25 protein-coding genes are annotated in these 21,239 nt (G+C 43.4%); all 25 read left to right on the plus strand.

Features of this window, described 5'->3' with window-relative positions; all coding sequences use genetic code 11:
• Positions 1-50 precede the first annotated feature (50 nt).
• The 25 genes from MFMK1_RS02470 to MFMK1_RS02590 all read left to right on the plus strand — a co-directional run bounded on the left by MFMK1_RS02470 (position 51) and on the right by MFMK1_RS02590 (position 21,216).
• Complete coding sequence (locus MFMK1_RS02470) at positions 51-2,027, plus strand: heme lyase CcmF/NrfE family subunit (protein WP_366923586.1); 1,977 nt, start codon at positions 51-53, stop codon at positions 2,025-2,027.
• Between the two features lie 13 nt (positions 2,028-2,040).
• Positions 2,041-2,526: a cytochrome c-type biogenesis protein gene (locus MFMK1_RS02475; protein ID WP_366923587.1), complete on the plus strand. Its 486-nt coding sequence runs from the start codon at positions 2,041-2,043 to the stop codon at positions 2,524-2,526.
• Between the two features lie 27 nt (positions 2,527-2,553).
• Positions 2,554-2,949 carry a hypothetical protein gene (locus tag MFMK1_RS02480; RefSeq protein ID WP_366923588.1) on the plus strand — a complete coding sequence of 132 codons (396 nt, stop codon included), beginning with the start codon at positions 2,554-2,556 and terminating at the stop codon, positions 2,947-2,949.
• 29 nt (positions 2,950-2,978) lie between these two features.
• A complete protein-coding gene (locus MFMK1_RS02485) occupies positions 2,979-4,013 on the plus strand; it encodes a hypothetical protein (RefSeq protein WP_366923589.1) in 1,035 nt (344 codons plus the stop codon).
• A 108-nt stretch (positions 4,014-4,121) separates the two neighbouring features.
• Positions 4,122-4,727 carry an ABC transporter ATP-binding protein gene (locus MFMK1_RS02490; protein WP_366923590.1) on the plus strand — a complete coding sequence of 202 codons (606 nt, stop codon included), beginning with the start codon at positions 4,122-4,124 and terminating at the stop codon, positions 4,725-4,727.
• Positions 4,727-5,404 carry a heme exporter protein CcmB gene (locus MFMK1_RS02495; protein ID WP_366923591.1) on the plus strand — a complete coding sequence of 226 codons (678 nt, stop codon included), beginning with the start codon at positions 4,727-4,729 and terminating at the stop codon, positions 5,402-5,404. Before MFMK1_RS02490 ends, MFMK1_RS02495 begins: the two co-directional genes overlap by 1 nt.
• A gap of 2 nt (positions 5,405-5,406) precedes the next feature.
• A complete protein-coding gene (locus tag MFMK1_RS02500; protein ID WP_366923592.1) occupies positions 5,407-6,117 on the plus strand; it encodes a cytochrome c biogenesis protein in 711 nt (236 codons plus the stop codon).
• A 45-nt stretch (positions 6,118-6,162) separates the two neighbouring features.
• Positions 6,163-6,294: a CcmD family protein gene (locus tag MFMK1_RS02505; RefSeq protein ID WP_366923593.1), complete on the plus strand. Its 132-nt coding sequence runs from the start codon at positions 6,163-6,165 to the stop codon at positions 6,292-6,294.
• A gap of 12 nt (positions 6,295-6,306) precedes the next feature.
• On the plus strand, positions 6,307-6,816 hold the full coding sequence (locus MFMK1_RS02510; RefSeq protein ID WP_366923594.1) for a hypothetical protein: 510 nt from the start codon (positions 6,307-6,309) through the stop codon (positions 6,814-6,816).
• Between the two features lie 240 nt (positions 6,817-7,056).
• The gene (locus tag MFMK1_RS02515) at positions 7,057-7,938 is read left to right on the plus strand and encodes a peptidase MA family metallohydrolase (protein WP_366923595.1); all 882 of its coding nucleotides are present in this window, start codon (positions 7,057-7,059) and stop codon (positions 7,936-7,938) included.
• 87 nt (positions 7,939-8,025) lie between these two features.
• A complete protein-coding gene (locus MFMK1_RS02520; RefSeq protein ID WP_366923596.1) occupies positions 8,026-8,451 on the plus strand; it encodes a BlaI/MecI/CopY family transcriptional regulator in 426 nt (141 codons plus the stop codon).
• Between the two features lie 2 nt (positions 8,452-8,453).
• The gene (locus tag MFMK1_RS02525; RefSeq protein ID WP_366923597.1) at positions 8,454-9,419 is read left to right on the plus strand and encodes a M56 family metallopeptidase; all 966 of its coding nucleotides are present in this window, start codon (positions 8,454-8,456) and stop codon (positions 9,417-9,419) included.
• Between the two features lie 19 nt (positions 9,420-9,438).
• Positions 9,439-10,029 (plus strand): Fe-S-containing protein, encoded by a 591-nt coding sequence (locus MFMK1_RS02530; RefSeq protein WP_366923598.1) that lies wholly within the window; start codon positions 9,439-9,441, stop codon positions 10,027-10,029.
• Positions 10,030-10,044: 15 nt separating this feature from the next.
• Complete coding sequence (locus MFMK1_RS02535) at positions 10,045-11,202, plus strand: ABC transporter permease (RefSeq protein ID WP_366923599.1); 1,158 nt, start codon at positions 10,045-10,047, stop codon at positions 11,200-11,202.
• 14 nt (positions 11,203-11,216) lie between these two features.
• Complete coding sequence (locus tag MFMK1_RS02540; protein WP_366923600.1) at positions 11,217-11,954, plus strand: ABC transporter ATP-binding protein; 738 nt, start codon at positions 11,217-11,219, stop codon at positions 11,952-11,954.
• Between the two features lie 36 nt (positions 11,955-11,990).
• Positions 11,991-13,157 (plus strand): ABC transporter permease, encoded by a 1,167-nt coding sequence (locus MFMK1_RS02545; protein ID WP_366923601.1) that lies wholly within the window; start codon positions 11,991-11,993, stop codon positions 13,155-13,157.
• 115 nt (positions 13,158-13,272) lie between these two features.
• Positions 13,273-14,523 (plus strand): UDP-N-acetylglucosamine 1-carboxyvinyltransferase, encoded by a 1,251-nt coding sequence (murA, locus tag MFMK1_RS02550; protein WP_366923602.1) that lies wholly within the window; start codon positions 13,273-13,275, stop codon positions 14,521-14,523.
• An 82-nt stretch (positions 14,524-14,605) separates the two neighbouring features.
• Entirely contained in the window at positions 14,606-15,394 is a 789-nt protein-coding gene (locus tag MFMK1_RS02555) for an MBL fold metallo-hydrolase (RefSeq protein WP_366923603.1), read from the plus strand.
• Positions 15,395-15,433: 39 nt separating this feature from the next.
• The gene (locus MFMK1_RS02560; RefSeq protein ID WP_366923604.1) at positions 15,434-16,591 is read left to right on the plus strand and encodes a S1C family serine protease; all 1,158 of its coding nucleotides are present in this window, start codon (positions 15,434-15,436) and stop codon (positions 16,589-16,591) included.
• A 15-nt stretch (positions 16,592-16,606) separates the two neighbouring features.
• Complete coding sequence (locus tag MFMK1_RS02565; protein ID WP_366923605.1) at positions 16,607-16,774, plus strand: CxxH/CxxC protein; 168 nt, start codon at positions 16,607-16,609, stop codon at positions 16,772-16,774.
• A 12-nt stretch (positions 16,775-16,786) separates the two neighbouring features.
• Positions 16,787-17,266: a 23S rRNA (pseudouridine(1915)-N(3))-methyltransferase RlmH gene (gene rlmH / locus MFMK1_RS02570; protein WP_366923606.1), complete on the plus strand. Its 480-nt coding sequence runs from the start codon at positions 16,787-16,789 to the stop codon at positions 17,264-17,266.
• A 302-nt stretch (positions 17,267-17,568) separates the two neighbouring features.
• Positions 17,569-18,279, plus strand: a complete 711-nt coding sequence (locus MFMK1_RS02575; RefSeq protein WP_366923607.1) for a TIGR04255 family protein — start codon at positions 17,569-17,571, stop codon at positions 18,277-18,279.
• Positions 18,280-18,298: 19 nt separating this feature from the next.
• Positions 18,299-18,661, plus strand: a complete 363-nt coding sequence (locus MFMK1_RS02580) for a hypothetical protein (RefSeq protein ID WP_366923608.1) — start codon at positions 18,299-18,301, stop codon at positions 18,659-18,661.
• A gap of 5 nt (positions 18,662-18,666) precedes the next feature.
• On the plus strand, positions 18,667-19,197 hold the full coding sequence (locus MFMK1_RS02585) for a hypothetical protein (RefSeq protein WP_366923609.1): 531 nt from the start codon (positions 18,667-18,669) through the stop codon (positions 19,195-19,197).
• Between the two features lie 459 nt (positions 19,198-19,656).
• A complete protein-coding gene (locus MFMK1_RS02590; protein WP_366923610.1) occupies positions 19,657-21,216 on the plus strand; it encodes a type I restriction-modification system subunit M in 1,560 nt (519 codons plus the stop codon).
• Positions 21,217-21,239 lie beyond the last annotated feature (23 nt).

Genomic DNA, 21,239 nt, shown 5'->3' on the forward strand with positions numbered 1-21,239 from the left:
TCTACCCGTCCCGGTATTCATTTCGTCAAGCTTGACAAGGAGGTTTACTAATGGCTGATATTGGTTATTTAGCGCTTGTTATTGCAGTAGCAATCGGAGTTTATTCCCTTGCGGCATTCATTATTTCAATTGTCACGGATAATGAAAAACTTAAGGCCAGCGCAAAGGGCGGGGTTGCTGCTATCGGCCTACTTACTACGGCGGCTTCGTTTATTCTTATTTACTTACTGTTAGTAGGCGACTTTTCGGTAAAATATGTGTTCGAGTATACCAGTACGAACTTACCGCTTTTTTATAAGCTTTCAGCTTTCTGGGCCGGTAATGCCGGGTCGTTGCTGTTGTGGTCGTGGGTGCTGGCTATTTACACAACTATTGTTACTTTTTCTAAAAAACATGAACAGGATGAAAAAATACCTTATGTTTCCGCTATTCTATTAGTAATTAATATTTTCTTTCTTTTGGTAATGACTTTAAACAGCAGTCCTTTTGAAAGGATTCCCAGTGGTGTGGCAGTTCCTATGGATGGACAGGGATTAAATCCCATGCTGCAAAACCCGGGTATGGTCTTTCATCCGGTGACACTTTATCTAGGTTATGTCGGCTTTGCGGTTCCATATGCATTTGCTATGGCGGCATTGTTAACTAAGAAGGTGGACGATAGTTGGATTAAAGTTACCCGACGGTGGACAATTATTGCCTGGATGTTTTTAAGCCTAGGCAACCTATATGGAGCCCAGTGGGCATACGTGGAACTTGGTTGGGGCGGTTTCTGGGCTTGGGACCCGGTGGAAAACGCATCCTTTATTCCCTGGCTAACGGGTACGGCATTTCTACATTCAGTGATGATTCAAGAAAGAAAGGACATGTTAAAAATATGGAACATGTCATTGATTATCATTACATTTATATTAACACTCTTTGGCACCTTTTTGGTGCGAAGCGGTGTGCTGCAATCAGTACATGCTTTTAGTAATTCAGGGTTAGGTACCTGGTTCTTGGCATTTATGTGTCTGGCAGCGGTAGTATCCCTCTACCTGTTGGTGGACCGGATTAACCTTTTGAAACAAGGAAATAAATTTGAGTCATACATTTCTAAAGAGAGCAGTTTTTTGGTGAATAACCTATTGCTTGTGGGTGCTGCCTTTGCAACCTTCTGGGGTACTATTTTCCCATTGATTTCTGAAGCGGTAAGAGGGGTTAGAGTTACGGTAAGTGTACCTTTTTTCAACCAGGTAAACGGGCCAATCCTATTAGCTACGATATTTGTGATGGGTGTTTGTCCCTTGATTGCTTGGCAAAGGGCGTCTTTGAAGAATATAGCAAATAGCTTCTTGTGGCCCTTGATTCTGTCAGTGCTGATTGGCGTTGGGCTGTATTTGTATCTGCCCGGACATGAATTATATGGAGCGCTTGCCTTTTTGGTAGCCACATTTGTAATGTTGACTATCCTCCAGGAATTTTACCGGGGCGTGCGTGTGCGCCGGCGTATGACAGAGGAAGGGTTCTTGACAGCGTTTGGGAGATTAATGACACGAAACCGCAGACGTTATGGTGGTTATACTATTCACCTTGGCATTATTTTGATCTCTCTAGCAATTATTGGCAGCGGTGCATATAAGCAGGAAGTTACCAAACAGGTATCCGTAGGGGAGACTATTACTATTGACGATTATGCCATTACCTTTAACGGTCTCCGCCAGCGTCAGGAAGGCGAAAATGATGTAGTATACGCTGAAATGCCGGTCATGAAAGACGGCCAGGTAATAGGCACGATCACTCCAGAAAAAGTCTTTTATGCCACATGGGAGCAACCGTCTACAGAAGTTGCAATTAAGGGCACTTTAGTAGAAGACTTATATGTAATTCTGGCTACATGGGAAAACAGTGGTCAGACGGCGACATTTAAGGTTCATGTTAACCCATTGATGAGTTGGATGTGGATAGGCGGTTATATTTTGGTTCTAGGCACTATTTTCGCTGTCTGGCCTGGAAAGGGCAGCCAGTTAGGCCCTAAATATACCCAATAAGGGAGTTGAGCAGATGAAATACAAGGATGTCCGTTGGGTTTTGGCAGTTGTGGTGTTTATTCTAATATTTGCGGCACCGGTATCTGCGCAAAACTTTGTGGTGGATGAAGAAGTTTTTAAGGAAGTAGAAGCCGATTTAATGTGTACGGATGGCTGTGGTATGTACCTCAAGGCATGTGATAATGCCACTGCACAGCAGATGCGTAAAGAAATTAGAGAAAGACTGTCACAAGGAATGACACCTGAACAGATTTACGGGTATATGATTAGTGTTTACGGTGAAGAAGTAATGGCTGCACCACCGCCAAGCGTTCCTTTTAATATTACTGCATGGGTTACACCTTTCCTCGCTATTCTAGGCGGGGGGTTAGTGATTTACACAGCATTGGACAAGTGGGTTTTTTATAATAATAATGAGAAAGAAAACAGTGGTGTTGATGAAACTGACTTGGCCGAGTACGATGAGATCGTTGAAGAAGAAATGAAGAAATATTACTAGGGTTGGCCCGGACAGGAGGGGGAGCAGTTGGAATTAGTAATTGGGTTGATATTGGTGGTGGCTTCCGTATTTTTAGTGGGCTACCCGCTGATAAAGAAAGATGATGATTATAAAGCATTAGATAGAACTTTAGATTTTGATGCGGAGGATTCATTAGAACGCCAGAAAGAATCTGCCTTTACTACCTTAGGAGAAATAGAATTCGACTACCGTATGAAGAAGCTATCCACCGAAGACTATGACCGTTTAAAGGCAAAGTACAAGCGCCAGGCAGTGGCCGTTTTAAAGGCGGAGGAAAAGGAACTTGACCTTACGGGCGACCGTGAAATGGCAGAGCTCGAGAAAGAATTGGAGCGGGAAATAGAACAAGAGATTGAAAGAGAAGTACAGCAATTAATGGAAGAGGAAGAAAAAGAAATATAAATCTTGCCCAAGGTTTGGAGTGACTTGATATGAATAGAAAGTTACTGGCGCTTTTTCTGATGGTGGGGATTTTAATATTTGCCGCATCCTTGCCGGCCATGGCTTATCCAGGAATGTCCGATAGCGAAGGGAATACCGCACAGGGCGAGTCCCCTGGGGGGATTATCTTTGAAGCACATCACTTTTTTATTACACCCAATGAAACAGGAATAGAAGTATCCGAAACCTATGTTATTAATAACCCCGGTGAGGCGGTAACCGGGGACAAGACGATAGAATTAGCAGTTCCTGAGGGTGTTACCGAAATTATACCTTATAGAGGATTAGAAGAGGGAGCGTATCAGTTAGATGAAGGCAATTTGGTTCTTTCCCAAGAAATAACCCAGGGTCAGAATGTCATCGCTTTTGGCTATACAATAAAGTCGGACGATACTACCTTTCCATTTAAAGAGACCGTAAATTTTAGTACATCCTTCGTTTCTGTTATCCTTCCTCCTCATGGTATGGCGGTCACCAACGAGGATTTCACTGATGACGGTGTGCAGCAATTTGATGAGAACACTCAATATAAGGTTTTCAGCAAGTCTCAGTTGGAGCAGGGTACGGAATTAAACTTTCAAGTTGCTTTTTCCGGGAGCGGGCCTGCCGCTTCAGGGGGGACAGACCCTCATAATGAAGGTGGTACGGGTGCGGTAACTCAAGCAGCTCCTGAATTTCATAGTGCCGGTCACATCCGCTTTTGGCAGCAGTCACCATTCGCTGGTATGAATGCACACTTGTTTCTGTTTCTTGTAATCGTAGTACCTATTGCTGCTACCGGCTACTATTTCTATAGGCGCAGTCAGGATGCTGCGGAAATGGCGAGGGCTAATAGCGAAGATGAGGAAGAAGAACAATTCCAAAAGCTTCTAAAAAAGCAAGATAGCTTAATGAGTAAGTTAAAAGAGTTAGAAATGCAGCGAAAGAATAAGGAAATAGATGACGAAACCTACAATAAGTTAAAGGACACATACAAAAAACGTCTTATCAAGGTAAGGGCAAAGCTGAAGGAATTTGTCGGCTAGGGGGTTTTTCCCATCATTAGAGCTGAAAATATAGTAAAGACCATTGGTTCAAAAGATATTTTAAAAGGAATAAACCTTCATATCCGCCCAGGAGAATTTGTCAGTGTCTTGGGACCAAATGGGGCAGGCAAGACCACTCTGCTGAAAGTTTTAACTTTACTAACTCCAACTAGCAGCGGGGAAATTCATATAGCTGGCAGAAAGGTATCTGGGAATAGCCTGGCAGAGCGGAAAAAGATGGGCGTTATTTCTCACAGCACTTTTCTGTATGGCAATCTTACTGCTTATGAGAACCTGATGTTTTATGGGCGCCTATATGATGTGGATAATCTGAAGCAGCGCATCAAGGAAGTAATCAATGAAGTAGGGCTTCGATACAGCTTGAATGATCCGGTACGGACTTTCTCTAGAGGCATGCAGCAGCGATTGGCCATTGCCAGGGCAATCATCCATAATCCCGATATTTTGTTTCTTGATGAGCCGTATACCGGGTTGGACCAGCATGCTATTGAAATACTGAATAAAGTACTGCTTAACCTTGCTAACCAACAGCGTACCATCTATATGATCACACATAACTTTGAACAAGGACTCAATCTTAGTGATCGGGTAATTATTCTGGTGAGTGGAAGGATAGTTTTCGAAGCTCCCGGAAAAGAAATGGCTTTGGAAAAGTTGAAGGAAAAGTATTTGCACTGCGTGGAGGAAAACTAATGGGCTTTTTCGCTAAGGTTGGCAACATTGTGTGGAAGGATTTGGTTACCGAGTTTCGAACCAAAGAGATGCTTAGTGCTATGCTGATTTTTTCGGTATTGGTAATTGTAATTTTCGCCTTTGCCTTTACCCCTACCCGGGACTTAACTAGTAAGGTATTTCCGGGCATTATCTGGGTAGCGTTTACTTTTTCCGGTATATTGGGGTTGAATCGGTCCTTTCTTAATGAAAAGCAAAATGAAACTTTATTGGGTCTGATGTTGGCGCCAGTGGACCGAACTGCCATCTATTTTGGCAAAGTTATCTCTAATTTGGCCATGATGTTGATTATGGAAATCATTTCTTTACCGTTGTTTTTTGTATTATTCGATTATCGTTTTAGCGGTTCTTTGCTGCAGTTATTATTAGTAATATTTCTTGGGACGCTTGGTTTTATTGCGGTCGGAACTTTTTTAGCGGCATTGGCGGCCAATACCAGAACTAGTGAAATTTTACTACCAATCATCCTTTTTCCCATATTGGTTCCGGTGATTATCGCCGCGGTCGAATCCACAGGTTTAATTTTAGCAGGGCATGCTTTTGCTGATTTCTCCGGATGGGTGAAGTTGATTGGGGTATACGATGTGGTTTTTCTGGTAGTTCCCTTTATATTATTTGATTATGTACTGGAGGTTTAACTATGCTGAAGTCCTCAAAAACCCATAGTATATTGGGATGGATATCATTCATTGCCATATCAGTTGGGCTTTATATGGCGTTTATCTATGCTCCCGTTGCGGTTAACCCGAGTACCGGCAAAGCATTTATCTCTCAGAAAATATTTTACTTTCATGTGGCGTCGGCATGGAATGCCTTTCTTGCGTTTTTTGTAGTATTCATCGCCAGTATTGGTTACTTAAAGAATCGGAACCCTAAATGGGATATTGTAGCCAAAGTATCCGCGGAAATCGGAGTGGTATTTACCACCATAGTATTGGCTACCGGGCCTATCTGGGCTCGGGCAGCTTGGAATCGCTGGTGGGACTGGGAACCGAGACTTACCACTACCATGATACTTTGGTTTATTTATCTGGCTTATGTTTTAATTAGATCATCCAGCCTTGAAGGCGAGAAAAAAGCGACGATGGCTGCCGTATTCGGCATTATTGGTTTTCTTGATGTGCCTATTGTATTTTTTGCAATCAAGTGGTGGGGGTCCCGCTATCATCCAGTAGTGTTGGAAGGAGCCGGTGGAGGGGGATTGGCGCCAACTATGCTGCAGGCATTGATTGTAAGCGTTATAGCGTTTACCTTTCTTTATTTTTATCTGCTACAAAAAGGGATTTACGTTGAACATACGGCTGAAAAAGTGAAAAAGATTAAAGAAAAGTTAAGGGCTAAAACTCATTAGGTCTAGAGGGCGAAATAAATCGGCGATTACTAAGGAGGTTGGCAAATGAGTTATGTTGCTGCTGCGTATGGAGTGATTTTTGCACTGATATTTATGTATACATTAATACTGGGAGGTCGGCAGAACAAGCTGGCCAAGGAAGTGGAGATGTTACAAGAAGCGGTAAGGGACCGGTAAGAGGAGGAGACAATGAATAAGAAAAGATTTATATTATTTGCCTTCGTGCTGGTGGTAGCACTGGTGGTGTCCTGGAATCTTACTAAGTCGGAGGCGCTGCCTACCCTCAATGCTGAAGAATTTCCAGCCGAGCTTGCCGGGATGCCGCGGGTTGAGCTTTCTGTGGGGCCTGACGCGGTGAAAAATATTAGCGGCCTGCACGGTACGGATATCGAGATTGTTGAAGGTTTGGTCGCTATCTACAGCACTGCTAAGGAAGACCGACAAATGATTGTCTGGGTATCGGAATCTAGGAACAAGCAGGAAGCAACGAAGCTTTTGACTATTATGGATAACATGATGCCTAATAGCAGCGCCTTTTCTAACTACCAAGTTAAGATATTAAACGGCCGCACGTATTATTATGTTACCGGAATCGGCATGGATAACTATTACTACCAAAAAGGGAAAAGATTGTATTGGGTCGCTATTAAAGATAAGGATCCAGAAACCGTTTTGCTAAATATCGTAGATAGGTTTTAAGCGGACAGTCCTAATTAGGGCTGTTTTTTTTATTTGTCTATCGCTGGGTGATAACACCTTTGAGCGCATTAGTGCGATAAAATCCCGCATCAAAATGCGCCCGAGAACAATGGGGCGTCATTACCTACGTGATTGAAGAGAGTAATTACCAATGAGATAGACGAATAAGTATTGTATAATTTAAGAGAGGAGCGAGACGGGGAGAAAACGGAGTTGTTTTATTTAGGGGGAGGGTTTTATATGCTATACCTGCGGGAAATGGCTTTCGAGCCCAGGTCCTGGGGTTTGGTGCTGCGCAATATGCTGGTAGCTGTCATGCTGGTGGTATTTAGCATGTTCAGCAACAATCCGAATTTACCTAAATCTGCGGCCTATAAACTGGTGCGTCAAGTGGTTCGTCTGCAAACCGATATTAAAACACGTAATTGGATGCAGCTTTCCGGCGACCACTTCTATCTGCGTTATAAGGCTCAAGATGCCCTAGTAGCGCAGATGGTTTTAGATACAGCGGAAAAGGCTTTCGGTCCGGCCAACGGCATCCTAGGGGCAGTACCGGATGATAAAATTCCTATCATTCTTTACCCCGATAAGGGTGCATTGAATAGAAGTTTTGGCTGGGATGCTGACCAAAGTGCCATGGGCGTCTACTGGGCCGGAGTAATACGGATTCTGTCGCCCACTGAATGGGTTCGGGGAGAAACTTACCAAGAAAGAGAAGAATATTTCGTCAGTAACGGGCCTATGGCTCACGAATACACCCATATGATAGTTGATTACAAGACTGGGGGTAATTACCCCCGGTGGCTTACTGAGGGAATTGCTCAATATGTTGAACGAGAGCTGACGGGATTTCAATTTAAGGTGCCAGCCATAAACAGTCCGGAGGAGCTTTATTCAATCGCCCAAATGGATGGTCAATTTGATCTGTTATCCAGCCAAAGTGTGGCTTATTGGCAGTCGTTGGCCATGGTTGAGGATATGGTTGATCTAAAGGGCATGGATGGAGTGCAGCATCTGTTGGCTCGGTTAGGCGAAGGGAGAACTTTTGCTAATACTTTTAAGGAAACGTACGGCATGACACTGGAAGGGTTTCAAAACAGGTTTACACATTCTTTTAAATAAGTTAATTATTATTTCCGCCCCTTACTATTGCGTGTAGTAAGGGGTTGTATTATAATTGATGTAGGGTTTGTGAAAGGGGTGTACAAAGTGTCTTTTAAGTCTTTGATCGGTGAATTTAAACCGAAGAAAAAAGGTCTGGGTAAGGTAATGGGGCATTTGGAAGCGTCTATCATGGAAATTATCTGGGATAAGCAGGAGGCTACGGTCCGAGATGTTTTTGAAACCCTTTCTTTGTCAAGGGATATTGCTTATACTACAGTGATGACCATTATGAGCCGCTTGGCGGACAAGGGAATGCTGAACAAACATAAGGATGGAATTGCCTATCTTTACCGGCCTGCCTTGGGTAGGGAGGAGTTCACTCAGTCTATAGTGGATGAAATACTCAATGGCTTATTCGAGGACTATGCAGACGCTGCTTTTTCACATTTCATTCATCGGGTAGAAGAGGACGAAGACAAAATATCCGAATTGGAACGGTTAATAAAGCGGCATCAAAATAAAGGAGAGTAGTCATGTCCTTAATTTATGCATTTACTCATACATTTGCATCATACGTCCTATTCGGCGGGATGTTTGTCTATCTTACTTACTTGGTATGTTCTAAATTATTGAGCAATCGTTGCAGCAAGCTGCGCAGCGGCTTTATGTGGTTTGCACTGCTGATTCCTTTTATTACTTATTTTGCATTGAAGGTACTCTTCCCGCGAATTGGAAATTACCACGATAATCTTATTTCTGGCACATTCTGGTTTACCCTTTTTGACCTTGCCTGCCAGGTGGGCTATTGGACATCATTAATACTTACACCTTTAGTCTTTGCTTGGGTAGCGGTAATTGGAATAAGGATATTCTATGTGTTTTTGTCAGGGCATAAATTCCGCCAAATCAATCGAACGGCCAGGAAGGAAGATTACCATCAGTTGTTCTCTATGATAGATGAGGGAGCTGCAAGGTTAGGTATAAAAAGCCCTGAGGTATTTGTGTTAGCGGGATGGCCGGATACCTTTACATTTGGTATTTTTCGTCCTGCGGTAGTGTTTGGGGAGGACATGCTTGGGTTGGATGATCAGGACCTGCGAGCTGTGATTGCACACGAACTAGCACATATTTATCGCAAGGATGCGCTGCTAAGTGTGATTGCTGCTTTCATGCGGGATTTGATGTTCTTTAGTCCGATTAGTCACTGGGCCTTTAACGGATTGATGACGGCCAAAGAGGAGATGGCTGACGATATCGCGTCAAAACTGGTTGGCGACCGGCTTCAATACGGATCAACTTTAATCAAAGTATGGAAACTATTTAACGGTGGTAACGGGTCGGTTAATCATAATGTTTATCCGGCGATGGGCATGACCCAGGGCAATTTAACTCGCAGGGTGGAAAGATTAGTTAACCCGGGGAGAATGACGGCATTGCCCAAAATTACTTTTTTGGTGATGGGACTAGTCATTATAAATTTACTGTCATTTATCTGCTAGAATACGGAGGAGGGCATTTATGTCTGATAGGAAAAAGACCAAAGAAGAATTTTTGAGTGGGAAACAAAGATACCGCGGACCCAATAGGGTGGTTTTTTTAGTTTTTTTAATAGTTGCAGTAGTCGGAGTGGGTTGGTTTGCTTTTATGGCCAGGGATAGTGCCCAGTTACCGAAGCGATATGAAGGCGGCAACTATAATATCGGGGAGACACCCCAATATAAAGGGCAGACCATTAGTATGACTGACATTACAAGTGAAGTCAAGGATGGTAAAATTGTCATACCATTAGACAAGATCATAGAAAGTAATATTATTTATACACAGTATAATGCTGGTGGCGAAGCGAAAGCAATTACAGCTTTTATTACTCCGTCTGGGCATCTTTCTGCAAATATGGCCATGTGTGAGCCGTGCCGCTCAGAAAGATTCCATATCCAGGATAATGTATTAGTATGCGATACCTGTGGTACAAGGTGGTATTTGAACGATCTTAATGGGATATCCGGTGGGTGCGTGAAATACCCTCCCGAGGACCTACCATATGAAGTAAAAGACGGCCAGGTTTTGATTCCTGCAGATATCGTAGAGGAATGGCAGCCAAGAATATAACCGGAGGTATGACGCATGCGGTTAGACAGTATCGCCATTAACAGCTTAAAAAGACGAAAAGTAAAAATGGCATTCCTGCTTTTGGGCATGGTAGTGGCCATGGGTACAGTGGTAACAATGTACAGTATTACTACTGCCATGAATCAAGAGTTGGCCAATACTTTTGACGAAATTGGCGCTAATATTATGGTAATGCCTAAAAATGATGACCTTTCCTTGTCTTACGGCGGGGTGAACATTCCGGCGGGGAATGGCGAAGGGTCTATGCTGACAAATAACGACATTATTAAGATTAATACTATACCCAACCGAGATAACATTGCCTTTGTGGCACCCAAGATATTAGGTTTGGCTGAATTTAATGGTCAGGACCTGATGCTGGTGGGAGTAGACTTCCCCTATGAGCTTAAATTAAAGAAATGGTGGCAGTACCGGGGTGAAAAACCGGTGGCGGTTGACCATTTGCTGCTGGGCAGTACGGTGGCCAAAAAGTATGGTAAAGACCCCGGTGACAGCATGGAGATTAAAGGCAGGAAGTTTAAGGTGGCCGCAGTGCTAGAGCCTCAAGGGACAGAGGAAGACGGACTGGTATTTATGCACCTGCTCACTGCCCAAGACCTACTGGGAAAGAAAAATAAATTAAGTTTTATCGAGGTGGCAGCATATTGTACCACCTGCCCTATCGACCAAATTACCACTGACATTGAAAAAAGTGTCCCCGGCGCTAGGGCAACTGCTCTGGCAGAATCCGTCAGGGCTAGGCAGCAGGTGATAGATCGATTCACCAATTTTTCTTTCGCTGTGTCCCTGGTGGTAGTGCTTATCGGTGCATTGGTAGTTATGCTTACAATGATGTCATCAGTTAGTGAGCGAACGGCTGAAATCGGTATTTATAGAGCCATGGGTTTTCGTAAAAGTAATATTTTTGAAATTATTCTTACTGAGGCCGGGGTTATCGGTATCGTCGGCGGCGTGCTTGGCTATGTGGTTGGCATACTAGCAGCGAAGCTCTTAGCCCCGGGAATTGCTCAGATGCAGATCAGTATCCCCTGGAACCCTTTAATAGGGGTGACAGTGGTACTAATTGCCACAGCAGTAGGTATCTTGGCCAGTGCGTATCCTGCAATTCAGGCAGCTAAGCTTGATCCCGTGGAAGCACTACAGTATATCTAGCAGGAGATGATAGGATGAGCTTAATCCAAGTAAAAGACGTCATGAAAATCTACCAGAGCGGTGGTGAGCAAGTACGGGCCTTGGACGGGGTTAACCTGGAAATAAGAGAAGGCGACTTTACCGCTTTAATGGGTCCTTCCGGTTCCGGGAAAAGCACTTTGCTCACCGTTATGGGTGCTTTAAATCCACCCAGCGAAGGTAAGGTAATAATTGACGATATTGATGTTTACCAATTAGCGGTTGAGCGGCGGGCAGATTTTCGCAGTAATTATATCGGCTTTGTTTTTCAACAGTTTCAACTGATTTCATACTTAACTGCGGTGGAAAATGTAATGCTGCCTTTGGCAATCTTGCGCTATTCCCAAAAAGAACAATTGGATTTGGCCAATAGCGTACTGGAAAAGGTAGGCCTGGCCCAAAAGCGTAACCGCCTGCCCAGTCAGCTTTCTGGCGGTGAGCAGGAGCGAGTGGCAATTGCCCGGGCCATAGTCAACCAACCACCAATCGTATTTGCTGATGAACCGACAGGCAGCTTAGATACCAAGACCGGTGAGGAAATTATGGGTCTATTTCAATCGCTGAATAATGAGGGATTAACCATCGTTATGGTTACCCATAACGAAGAAAATTTAAACTATGTCAAACATGCAGTTTCTGTTCGTGATGGAGTTGTGGACACTGAGAGGCGAACTGAAGTGTTGGGTGGGCATAATTCCCAAACAAACTTAGTATCAGACAGCCAAGCATTGTAGCATCTAAAAGTAAGCTACTGAAACCAGGAGGGTGACATGTATCTCAGGGATATAGCTATCAGTAACCTTAGGGTAAGAAAATCAAAGATGCTTTTTTTGATATTGGGTATTGTTTTAGGCATTACCACCGTGGTGGCCCTCACTAGTATTACCGTTGCTATGGAGGAACAATTAGAGAGCAACTTTAAAGCAATGGGCACCAAGGTTTTAATTACCCCCATATCCAAGTCACTATCTCTTTCCTATAACGGAGTGAGTGTGGCATCAGCAACTTCCTATCAGAGTGCTGGAATCCCCGATGGAACATTGACTGGCTTAGACAGCTATAGCCAGCGGGGTGTAGGGATTATCTCGCCTAAGCTGGTACGGCCTGCTGAGATTAATTCTACCAGGGTGCTGGTGGCCGGTGTTCGCTTTGACGGTGAGACACGCCTTAAGCCATATTGGAAAATAGATGGTAGGGTTCCAGGTGCCGACGAAATTATGTTAGGTGCGGTGGCTGCTCAAAAGCTGGCACTAAAGGTAAACGACACCGTGGAAATAGCAGGGCAACCTTTTACTGTGGCCGGTGTGCTTCAGGAAACTGGTGCTGCCGAAGATAAATTAGTACAGATGGAATTATCCAAAGCCCAAGAAATTTTTAAAGAGCCCGGGGCGGTTTCTTTTGTAGAGTTGAATGTAAAGAATGTACCCATAGAAAACGAATCAGAAATCAATCCGGTGGTAAAAAGCATTCAGGAAGAGTTTCCCCAGGTAAATGTTAAAGTCATCAAGGATCAGACAGAAGCACGGCGAGAAGTAGTTGAACGCTTCGCCAAGTTCTCTTTACTTGTTTCTATCGTGGTGTTGTTTATCGGCTGCCTTATTGTTTTGACTACTATGATGGCTTCGGTAAAAGAACGTACGCGGGAAATAGGAATTTTTCGAGCCATTGGTTTTCGTCAGCAGCACATTATTAAGATTATTCTAACCGAAGCACTGATAATAAGCTCTTGCGGCGGCGTTATCGGCTATATAGCTGGAGTAGTCTTAGCTAAAGTGACCGCACCGTTTATTGCTCAGATAGATGTACAGGTAGGGTGGAGCTTAGGGATAGGCTTGGCTGCCATTTTGGTCTCGGCACTGGTAGGGTTGCTGTCAAGTGCTTATCCCGCGTACCAGGCGGCGAAACTGGATCCAGTAGAAGCATTTCGATTTATCTAACGTTACCTTGGAAAAATCCCCGGAAGTATGGGATTTTTTCATCTTTAATACAGGAATACTACAATTTATTGCGAATACTGATAGTATTGACCCTAATTAGAGAGAGGTACTTACATTGAGCAAGTTTATTGTCAGGCCTAACGGGCCTTTAAAAGGAAAAGTAAATATCAGTGGTGCAAAAAATGCAGCATTAGCTATCCTTCCTGCAGCTTTGATGGCGCCGGGAAGGGCGACTTTAGAGAATGTACCTGATATAGAAGATACCCAGGTGATGGTGGAGATATTAAAGAGCCTAGGGGTGGATATCAATCGCACGGGGGATACCTTACACCTGGATATTCCGGATAAACCGGAAACAACTGTCCCGTATCCTTTAGCGAAAACTATTCGTGCTTCCAACCTTTTGTTGGGGGCGCTTCTGGCCAGGTGCGGCAGAGCCGCAGTACCCATGCCTGGGGGCTGTGATATTGGTGCTCGCCCGATAGACCTTCACTTGAAAGGATTTCAAGCTATGGGTGCGGAGGTTACCTTATCCCAAGGCGCCGTGGTTGTGGAAGCTAAACAACTGTATGGTGCTAAAGTATATCTGGATTTTCCCAGTGTGGGTGCCACGGAAAATATTATGATGGCTGCCTGCTTTGCAGAAGGCAAAACAACCATAGAAAACGCTGCTAAGGAGCCGGAAATAGTTGATTTGGCCAATTTTTTAAACGCCCTGGGTGCCAAGGTGCGGGGAGCCGGTACAGACATTATTCGCATTACCGGCATGGGACCGTTAAAACCAGTCAATTATTCAGTAATTCCGGACCGCATCGAAGCGGGGACTTTTATGGTAGCTGCTGCTATTACGTGCGGGGAAATTCAATTGACCAATGTAATTTCTACCCACCTTCAGCCATTGATAGCGAAGCTAAAGGAAGTGGGGGTAAATATAACTGATAACAACGGACTGCTGACAGTACGGGGCAGTAAGTATCTTATGCCCGCTGACATAAAAACGCTTCCCTATCCGGGATTTCCTACAGACCTGCAGAGCCCAATGATGGCCTTGCTTACCATGGCTGAGGGCACTAGTATCATTGTGGAAAACATCTTTGAGAACCGTCTGGGCTTGGCGTCTGAATTAAAACGACTGGGTGCTTCCATTAAGATTGAAGGACATACCGCCATTATTCAAGGTGTGTCGCATTTGACAGGAGCGAAGGTAAGAGCACTTGACCTGCGTGCAGGCGCAGCCTTGGTGTTGAGTGGTTTGGTTGCCTCGGGCGAGACAGAAGTTTGCCACGCCAAGGTCATTGAGAGAGGATACCAGCGACTTGATGAAAAACTGCGGTCTCTTGGAGCGGATGTAGAATTGGTGAAATAATGAAAGCCGGCCTTCTGCAACAGAGGGCCCTTTTTGTTGGACAGAATATTCAGGAGTACGGGAGAGGAGAATAAACTCACACATGCGTTTCAGTACTTTATTCAGCGGCAGCTCCGGTAACGCCATTTACATAGAAAGCGATGAAAGCAGCATACTGGTGGATGCAGGATTGAGCGGAGTTAGAATACAGACAGCATTGGAAACAATCGGTCGCAGTGCTTCTCAGCTGGATGCCATCCTAGTCACCCACGAGCATAGGGACCATATCTGCGGGGTGGGGGTGTTGTCCCGGCGTTTTGATATACCAGTACTTGCAACCAAAGACACCTGGACAGCTATGAAAAGTACCGTGGGAAAGATAACCGATAAAAATAAAATTTGTTTGGGCCCTGGCGAAAGAAAGGCAGTTCAGGACATTGGTATCGATTTCTTTGCTACATCCCATGACGCAGTTGACCCTTGCGGCTATGTATTTAGCCATGGACATGAGAGGATGGGCCTGCTTACCGATACAGGGTGCCTTCATGAGCACATGGATGAGGCACTTACTGGGTGCCAATGTTTGGTACTGGAAGCAAACCACGATATGGAGATGCTGATAAATGGTCCCTATCCGTGGCACCTTAAACAGCGTATTAGAGGGAACCGGGGACACCTATCCAATGATGCTGCCGGGGAAGCGTTGAGTCGCTTTGTAACCGCAGATACCTGTCGGGTGGTACTGGCTCATTTGAGTGCAGAGAATAACCTGCCCGAGCTGGCCATGGCAGCAGCAGTAGGTATTATGGAACAATTGGGTCGCCGGAGTGTTTCCGTCTCGGTTGCGCCGCGCTATCAACCGCTGCCGTTAGCGGCTGTGGGTGAAGAATAGAAAGCCAGTTTTTGGGATAAATAAACAGTGGAGGGAAATATGATGCAACAGTTCTATGACGATTACAGGCCTCGGCGTTTTGGCTTTCTTCGTACTATCGTGGTAGCAATAATCAGCGCAGTTGTGGGCGGGTTGGTGGCGTTGACTTTTTTTCCATATTTCAGTTCCCAAGGTGCACTGCCCCAGCCGTCGCCAGGACAGGATAATAGTTATCTTCAGCAGCCCGCCAATCCGCCAGTGGTCGTTCAACCCGGTGATAACCCGGTAGTCACTATCGCAGAGACGGTAGGCCCGGCAGTGGTTGCCATTAATAATATTCAGGAAAACCGCGGTGGTTTCTTTTCCAGTCCCCACGGGGCAGTTTCCTCGGGTTCCGGCGTGATATTTGATGCCCAAAAAGGGTATATCGTTACTAATTTCCACGTGGTCGCTGATGCGAATCGCTTGATAGTCTATCTTGATGAAGAGCGTCAGTATGAGGCAAAGCTTGTGGCCGGAGACAGCCGTACCGACTTGGCCGTTATTCAAATTGATGCACCTGACCTTCCCGAAGCAAGGTTTGGTAATTCCGCGCAGCTTAAAGTAGGCGAAACTGCCATCGCTATCGGTAACCCTCTGGGACGTTTTGCCCGTTCGGTCACGGTAGGTGTCATCAGTGCTCTAGATCGTGAGCTTATAGTACAATCTGCTGCGGGTGAAGAAGTAACCCTGCAATTAATACAGACCGACGCAGCCATTAACCCTGGTAATAGCGGCGGTGCCTTGGTGAATACCAGGGGAGAGCTGGTGGGAATTAACAGCGCGAAGATTGCCCGACAGGATATTGAGGGCTTAGGTTTTGCCATCCCCATCGACGACGCTCGGCCGATAATAAAGGATCTAATAAGCAAAGGATACGTCAGCAGACCCTTTATCGGTATTTTTGGCTTCAGTGAAATATCGGAACAGATGTCCAAGTGGTATGAAATGCCTGTAGGGATATACATAGGCGGTGTAGTGGAAAATGGCCCGGCGGCTAAAGCAGGCATGCAGGAGCGGGATGTAATGGTTTCCTTGGACGATAAAAAATTGGAGACCACGGCAGATCTATATGACTTCTTGAATAATCATTCCCCGGGGGATAAGGTGACTGCTGCTGTTATCCGTAACGGGAAAAAAATAAAAGTAGAAGTAACTCTGGGCGAGATGCCGAGATAATGGGAGCGAATATATATGTATGTAACGTGTATTGAACACCTTGACCGGGCTGTGGACGAGTTTGTGGAGGTCTATGAAAGCCCGCCGGATATTTATTTTTTGGAAAAAGTCACATTCACCGATTGGATCAGCCCCCATACCTGTGATTTTTGTGACCATACGCCAAAGTATTTGATAGTATAACGGGGAGATACCATGCGCGTCACAATAATTGCAGTAGGAAAGCTGAAGGAAAAATATCTGGTGAATGGGTGTAAAGAATATCTAAAACGTTTAGGCAGGTATGGTAATTTCACCGTGGTGGAGCTTACCGATGAACCCTGCCCGGCCAATGCCTCGGCAGCGGAAGAAGAACAGGTGCGCCACAAGGAAGGAAACAAGATACTGGCTTCCCTTCCCAAAGACAGCCAGGTCATCGCCTTAGATGTGACCGGGGATAAGACAGACTCGCCAGGCCTTGCCCGGCGAATAGAGAACCTAGCCCTCCGCGGTAACAGTCACCTAACATTTATCATCGGCGGCAGCCTAGGCCTAAGTGCTAAAGTAATAGACAGGTCCCACTGGCGCCTGTCCTTTTCTGATTTTACCTTCCCCCACCAACTCATGCGGCTGATATTATTAGAACAGTTGTATCGGAGTTTTAAGATTAATAGGGGGGAAACGTACCATAAGTAACGGATAATTATGGATCATGATTTTTGAAAAAGAAGTTATCTATTGTCAGGAGCATGGCCTATAATGGATTATGCATAGTTTTATTATATTTTTAGCGGATAATTTAAAAATTTGACTAAAAACAAGTATTTTTCCAATACTACAAATATATATCCTAATTTTGTTATTAGGGAATGGAGGATTTTAAGCACCTTCTGTCAAAGTAATGAAAAACATTATTTTGAAGTTGTAATACACTATTTAGTATATATAGTATAGATTCTAGTAAGTGTTAGTATGCCTTATAAGAGAGGGTTGCTAAAATGATTAAGAAATATAATAATGCGCCTATAACAGAGGCATTATGCGAGTTCTCCTTTGCTTCACAACAAGATTGGGACTGGACTATTCCTGGCCTAATTTATGAGAGAATTAAAGTAGATTACCCTAAAAAGAAGCAAGTTCAACAGCATACGGTTGAATTGAATATTAATGAAGACGGGATGAAAAACCCTAGCCCTGTTGAAATTGGGATTTCGAAGATGCAGTTCTTTAAAGAGGATGAAAGTTCTTTAGTACAGATTGCACCTAATGTTTTGGTAATAAACCAACTAAAGCCTTATCCAGGATGGAAAGTTTTTAAAGAGCAAATCGATAAGATGTTGTCATTGTATGAAAGCGTTGCTAGTCCGGAGGGGATAAATAAAATAGGGGTGCGATATATTAATAATTTTTCTTTTGATGAGGATATTACCATTTCTGAATACTTTAATATAAAACCAAGTTATCCATTATCAAGAGAAAGCAAATCATTTTTAATGCGAAATGACTTGCTTTACGAAGAGTGTAAATCTGTTTTGAATTTAATTATGGCTAAGAAACCAGATGATAAATCTATTATTTTAGATTTTAATTTTACAACAGATCAAATGAATTTAGATAATGCTACCCAATGGATTGAGGAGGCACATTATAATATTGAGGAAGCTTTTGAAGCCTGCTTAACAAGTAATTTAAGGGAAATCATTGAGTAAACAAAAGGAGGTGTGTTCCTTGACAATAAGGGCTACTTATAATGATATATACGCGGAATTCAAAGGGGCTATTAATAATAGTGTTATGCAAAGTATCGACAACCAACAGTATTTTTCTCGGAAAAAGGATCCAATTATAAATAGCGTATTATTTGTGGATTATGAAGTTTTAGCTCAAGATGCAGCATCTTATTTAGAGGCAATGGAACCTATTAGAGGAAAAAAAGAAATCATAGATCCTGAATTAATTGAAGAATGGAAGCCTATGCCACCTAAAAGAGTATCAACAATTGAGGTTAGTGTTAAAAGGAAAAAAGGTAAATTTACTTCAAGGTTTTGTGAGGATATAAACGAAATATATTTAGATGACTTTGGGGAGTAATTCATATGGTTGCTATAGAATATCCTTGGTATATGATGGTTAAAGGGTCGAGTATTGAGCAAGGTGATATTATCAGGGACTGCCCTGTGATAAAACCGAACATAGAAGTATTATCGGGTGAGAATACTAAAGTTACTGCTGAAGAATACGATGTAGTTGTAATGTCTCAGTCTTGCGATTTACAACAGCGTAAGGTGGAATTAGTTTTGCTTTGCCCTATTTTTTCGTTAGATGAGATTATTGATTACTATGGGGGTAATAGCAAAGAGCGGCGAAAAAGAAAAGAAGCAATTAAGAAAGGTCAAATACATCACCAACACTTATTACACAAATATGAAGATGATGAAGTGCCCATACCAATATCTGTTGTAGATTTTAGTAAAATATTTAGCGTGCCTATAGAATTTTTAATGCAATTTGCGGAAGACCAAGGGCATAGAGTTCGGTTGTTACCACCTTATAGAGAACATTTATCCCAATCTTTTGCGAAGTTCTTCATGAGGGTAGGGCTACCTACTCCAATTAAACTGGAGTAAAAGAGAAGGTTTAGTAAAGATAAACCTTCTCTTTTCTGTTATATGTTAATATAAATTATCCGTTACTTATGACCCGTTACGCAAAACGTACCATAAGTAACGGATAATTTTGTTGAATAAAAGAGACTTCCTTTAGATCCGGAAGTCTCTCAAGATATCAGGTCCTATGGTCTGCTAAGTTTTGTAAAAATGTTGTAGGAATTTTGACTGACATTGTGGTTTTCCTACGCTGCGCGGCCATAAACATATGAGTTGGTCTATAAGAAATTTCGGATACTCCTATGGTCAATCATTTTTGATAACTCTGAAGTATCATTGGGCATACAACAATAGTAGTACTTTTTTCCCGAGCCGCTCCGGCAATTTCCATTTTTGATTGCTAATATGGAAGGAAATTCTAATTAGAATATAGAAGAGTAAGTGGCAATGCAATTCCAAAAACCGAAGAGGATGTACAAAATGGCGAAGAGCAAAAAAAATGTCAACAAGGAAGAACCAATTGAAAAACTGCTATGGAAAGCAGCAGATAAACTTAGAAAAAACATTGATGCAGCCGAATATAAGCATATTGTATTAGGCTTGATTTTTTTGAGATATATCTCTGATGCTTTTGAAGATTTATACCGTAAGCTGGAAAAAGGTGAACGTGAATATGTCGGTGCTGACCCTGAAGACAAAGATGAGTACAAGGCAGAAAATGTCTTCTTTGTTCCTGAAAAGGCCCGCTGGTCTTATCTGCAGTCTAGAGCAAAACTACCGGAAATCGGCAAAGACATGGATAGTGCAATGGATGCAATAGAAAAAGAGAATCCCTCTCTCAGGGGCGTTCTGCCTAAGGTTTATGCAAGAGGAAATCTAGACCCTACAAATTTAGGTGGATTAATTGACTTGGTTGGGAATATCGCTCTTGGTGACGCCAAAGCTAGAAGTGCTGATATTCTTGGTCATGTTTTTGAATATTTCCTTGGAGAATTTGCTTTGGCTGAAGGTAAAAAGGGCGGGCAGTTCTACACCCCTAGAAGCGTCGTTGAGTTGCTTGTAGAAATGTTAGAGCCATATAAAGGTAGGGTATTCGACCCATGCTGTGGCTCAGGTGGGATGTTCGTTCAGTCGGAAAAATTTGTGCAGGATCATCAGGGAAATGTAAACGATATCTCCATTTACGGACAGGAGAGCAACCAAACCACCTGGCGTTTAGCGAAGATGAACCTTGCCATTCGAGGGATCGACAGTTCACAGGTAAAGTGGAACAACGAAGGTTCATTCCTAAACGACAGTCATAAAGATTTAAAGACTGATTATGTCATTGCCAATCCGCCTTTTAACGACAGCGACTGGAGCGGTGATTTGCTCAGCAAAGATGGCAGATGGAAATATGGCACACCTCCCATCGGTAACGCAAACTATGCCTGGATACAGCACTTTATCTATCATCTTAGTCCAAGCGGACAAGCCGGATTTGTCCTAGCGAAGGGATCGTTGACTTCCAAAAGTTCCGGTGAGGGCGATATTAGAAAAGAGCTTGTCGAAGCCCCGTTGATTGATTGTATTGTAAATCTGCCTGCAAAGCTCTTTTTGAATACGCAGATTCCTGCCTGCTTGTGGTTTGTAAGTAGGGATAAAGAAAACGGTAAATTCCGTAATAGAAAGAACGAAATTCTGTTTATCGATGCCAGAAATATGGGGCACTTGATAAATAGAAGGACTAGGGAACTGTCTAAAGAGGATATTCAAAAGATAGCGGATACCTATCATAATTGGCGTAATCCTGATGCGAACTATGAAGATATAAAGGGTTTTTGTAACTCTGCATCTATTGATAGGGTTAGAAAACTGGACTATGTACTTACTCCAGGAAGGTATGTCGGCTTGCCTGTCGAAGAGGATGATTTTGATTTTAATGAACGATTTACCAAGCTGAAAGCGGAATTTAAAGAGCAGCTTAAAGAAGAGGAAAGACTGAATGAGTCAATCATTGAAAATCTTGCCAAGATTGTTGTTAGTAAAGATAAAGAATAAGGCGGAGAATTCACAGGCTGGAA

The sequence above is a fragment of the Metallumcola ferriviriculae genome, assembly GCF_035573695.1.
Classification (GTDB): Bacteria; Bacillota; JADQBR01; order JADQBR01; family JADQBR01; genus Metallumcola; species Metallumcola ferriviriculae.

What these genes read in the sequence shown, in the direction of transcription:
- MFMK1_RS02485 (WP_366923589.1), top strand. Translation starts at nt 2,979, where the DNA reads ATGAATAGAAAGTTACTGGCGCTTTTTCTGATGGTGGGGATTTTAATA.
- MFMK1_RS02590 (WP_366923610.1), top strand. Translation starts at nt 19,657, where the DNA reads ATGGCGAAGAGCAAAAAAAATGTCAACAAGGAAGAACCAATTGAAAAA.
- MFMK1_RS02505 (WP_366923593.1), top strand. Translation starts at nt 6,163, where the DNA reads ATGAGTTATGTTGCTGCTGCGTATGGAGTGATTTTTGCACTGATATTT.
- MFMK1_RS02535 (WP_366923599.1), top strand. Translation starts at nt 10,045, where the DNA reads ATGCGGTTAGACAGTATCGCCATTAACAGCTTAAAAAGACGAAAAGTA.
- MFMK1_RS02500 (WP_366923592.1), top strand. Translation starts at nt 5,407, where the DNA reads ATGCTGAAGTCCTCAAAAACCCATAGTATATTGGGATGGATATCATTC.
- MFMK1_RS02575 (WP_366923607.1), top strand. Translation starts at nt 17,569, where the DNA reads ATGATTAAGAAATATAATAATGCGCCTATAACAGAGGCATTATGCGAG.
- MFMK1_RS02515 (WP_366923595.1), top strand. Translation starts at nt 7,057, where the DNA reads ATGCTATACCTGCGGGAAATGGCTTTCGAGCCCAGGTCCTGGGGTTTG.
- MFMK1_RS02525 (WP_366923597.1), top strand. Translation starts at nt 8,454, where the DNA reads ATGTCCTTAATTTATGCATTTACTCATACATTTGCATCATACGTCCTA.
- MFMK1_RS02545 (WP_366923601.1), top strand. Translation starts at nt 11,991, where the DNA reads ATGTATCTCAGGGATATAGCTATCAGTAACCTTAGGGTAAGAAAATCA.
- MFMK1_RS02470 (WP_366923586.1), top strand. Translation starts at nt 51, where the DNA reads ATGGCTGATATTGGTTATTTAGCGCTTGTTATTGCAGTAGCAATCGGA.
- MFMK1_RS02540 (WP_366923600.1), top strand. Translation starts at nt 11,217, where the DNA reads ATGAGCTTAATCCAAGTAAAAGACGTCATGAAAATCTACCAGAGCGGT.
- MFMK1_RS02560 (WP_366923604.1), top strand. Translation starts at nt 15,434, where the DNA reads ATGATGCAACAGTTCTATGACGATTACAGGCCTCGGCGTTTTGGCTTT.
- MFMK1_RS02555 (WP_366923603.1), top strand. Translation starts at nt 14,606, where the DNA reads ATGCGTTTCAGTACTTTATTCAGCGGCAGCTCCGGTAACGCCATTTAC.
- MFMK1_RS02585 (WP_366923609.1), top strand. Translation starts at nt 18,667, where the DNA reads ATGGTTGCTATAGAATATCCTTGGTATATGATGGTTAAAGGGTCGAGT.
- rlmH (WP_366923606.1), top strand. Translation starts at nt 16,787, where the DNA reads ATGCGCGTCACAATAATTGCAGTAGGAAAGCTGAAGGAAAAATATCTG.
- MFMK1_RS02565 (WP_366923605.1), top strand. Translation starts at nt 16,607, where the DNA reads ATGTATGTAACGTGTATTGAACACCTTGACCGGGCTGTGGACGAGTTT.
- MFMK1_RS02495 (WP_366923591.1), top strand. Translation starts at nt 4,727, where the DNA reads ATGGGCTTTTTCGCTAAGGTTGGCAACATTGTGTGGAAGGATTTGGTT.
- MFMK1_RS02530 (WP_366923598.1), top strand. Translation starts at nt 9,439, where the DNA reads ATGTCTGATAGGAAAAAGACCAAAGAAGAATTTTTGAGTGGGAAACAA.
- MFMK1_RS02510 (WP_366923594.1), top strand. Translation starts at nt 6,307, where the DNA reads ATGAATAAGAAAAGATTTATATTATTTGCCTTCGTGCTGGTGGTAGCA.
- MFMK1_RS02475 (WP_366923587.1), top strand. Translation starts at nt 2,041, where the DNA reads ATGAAATACAAGGATGTCCGTTGGGTTTTGGCAGTTGTGGTGTTTATT.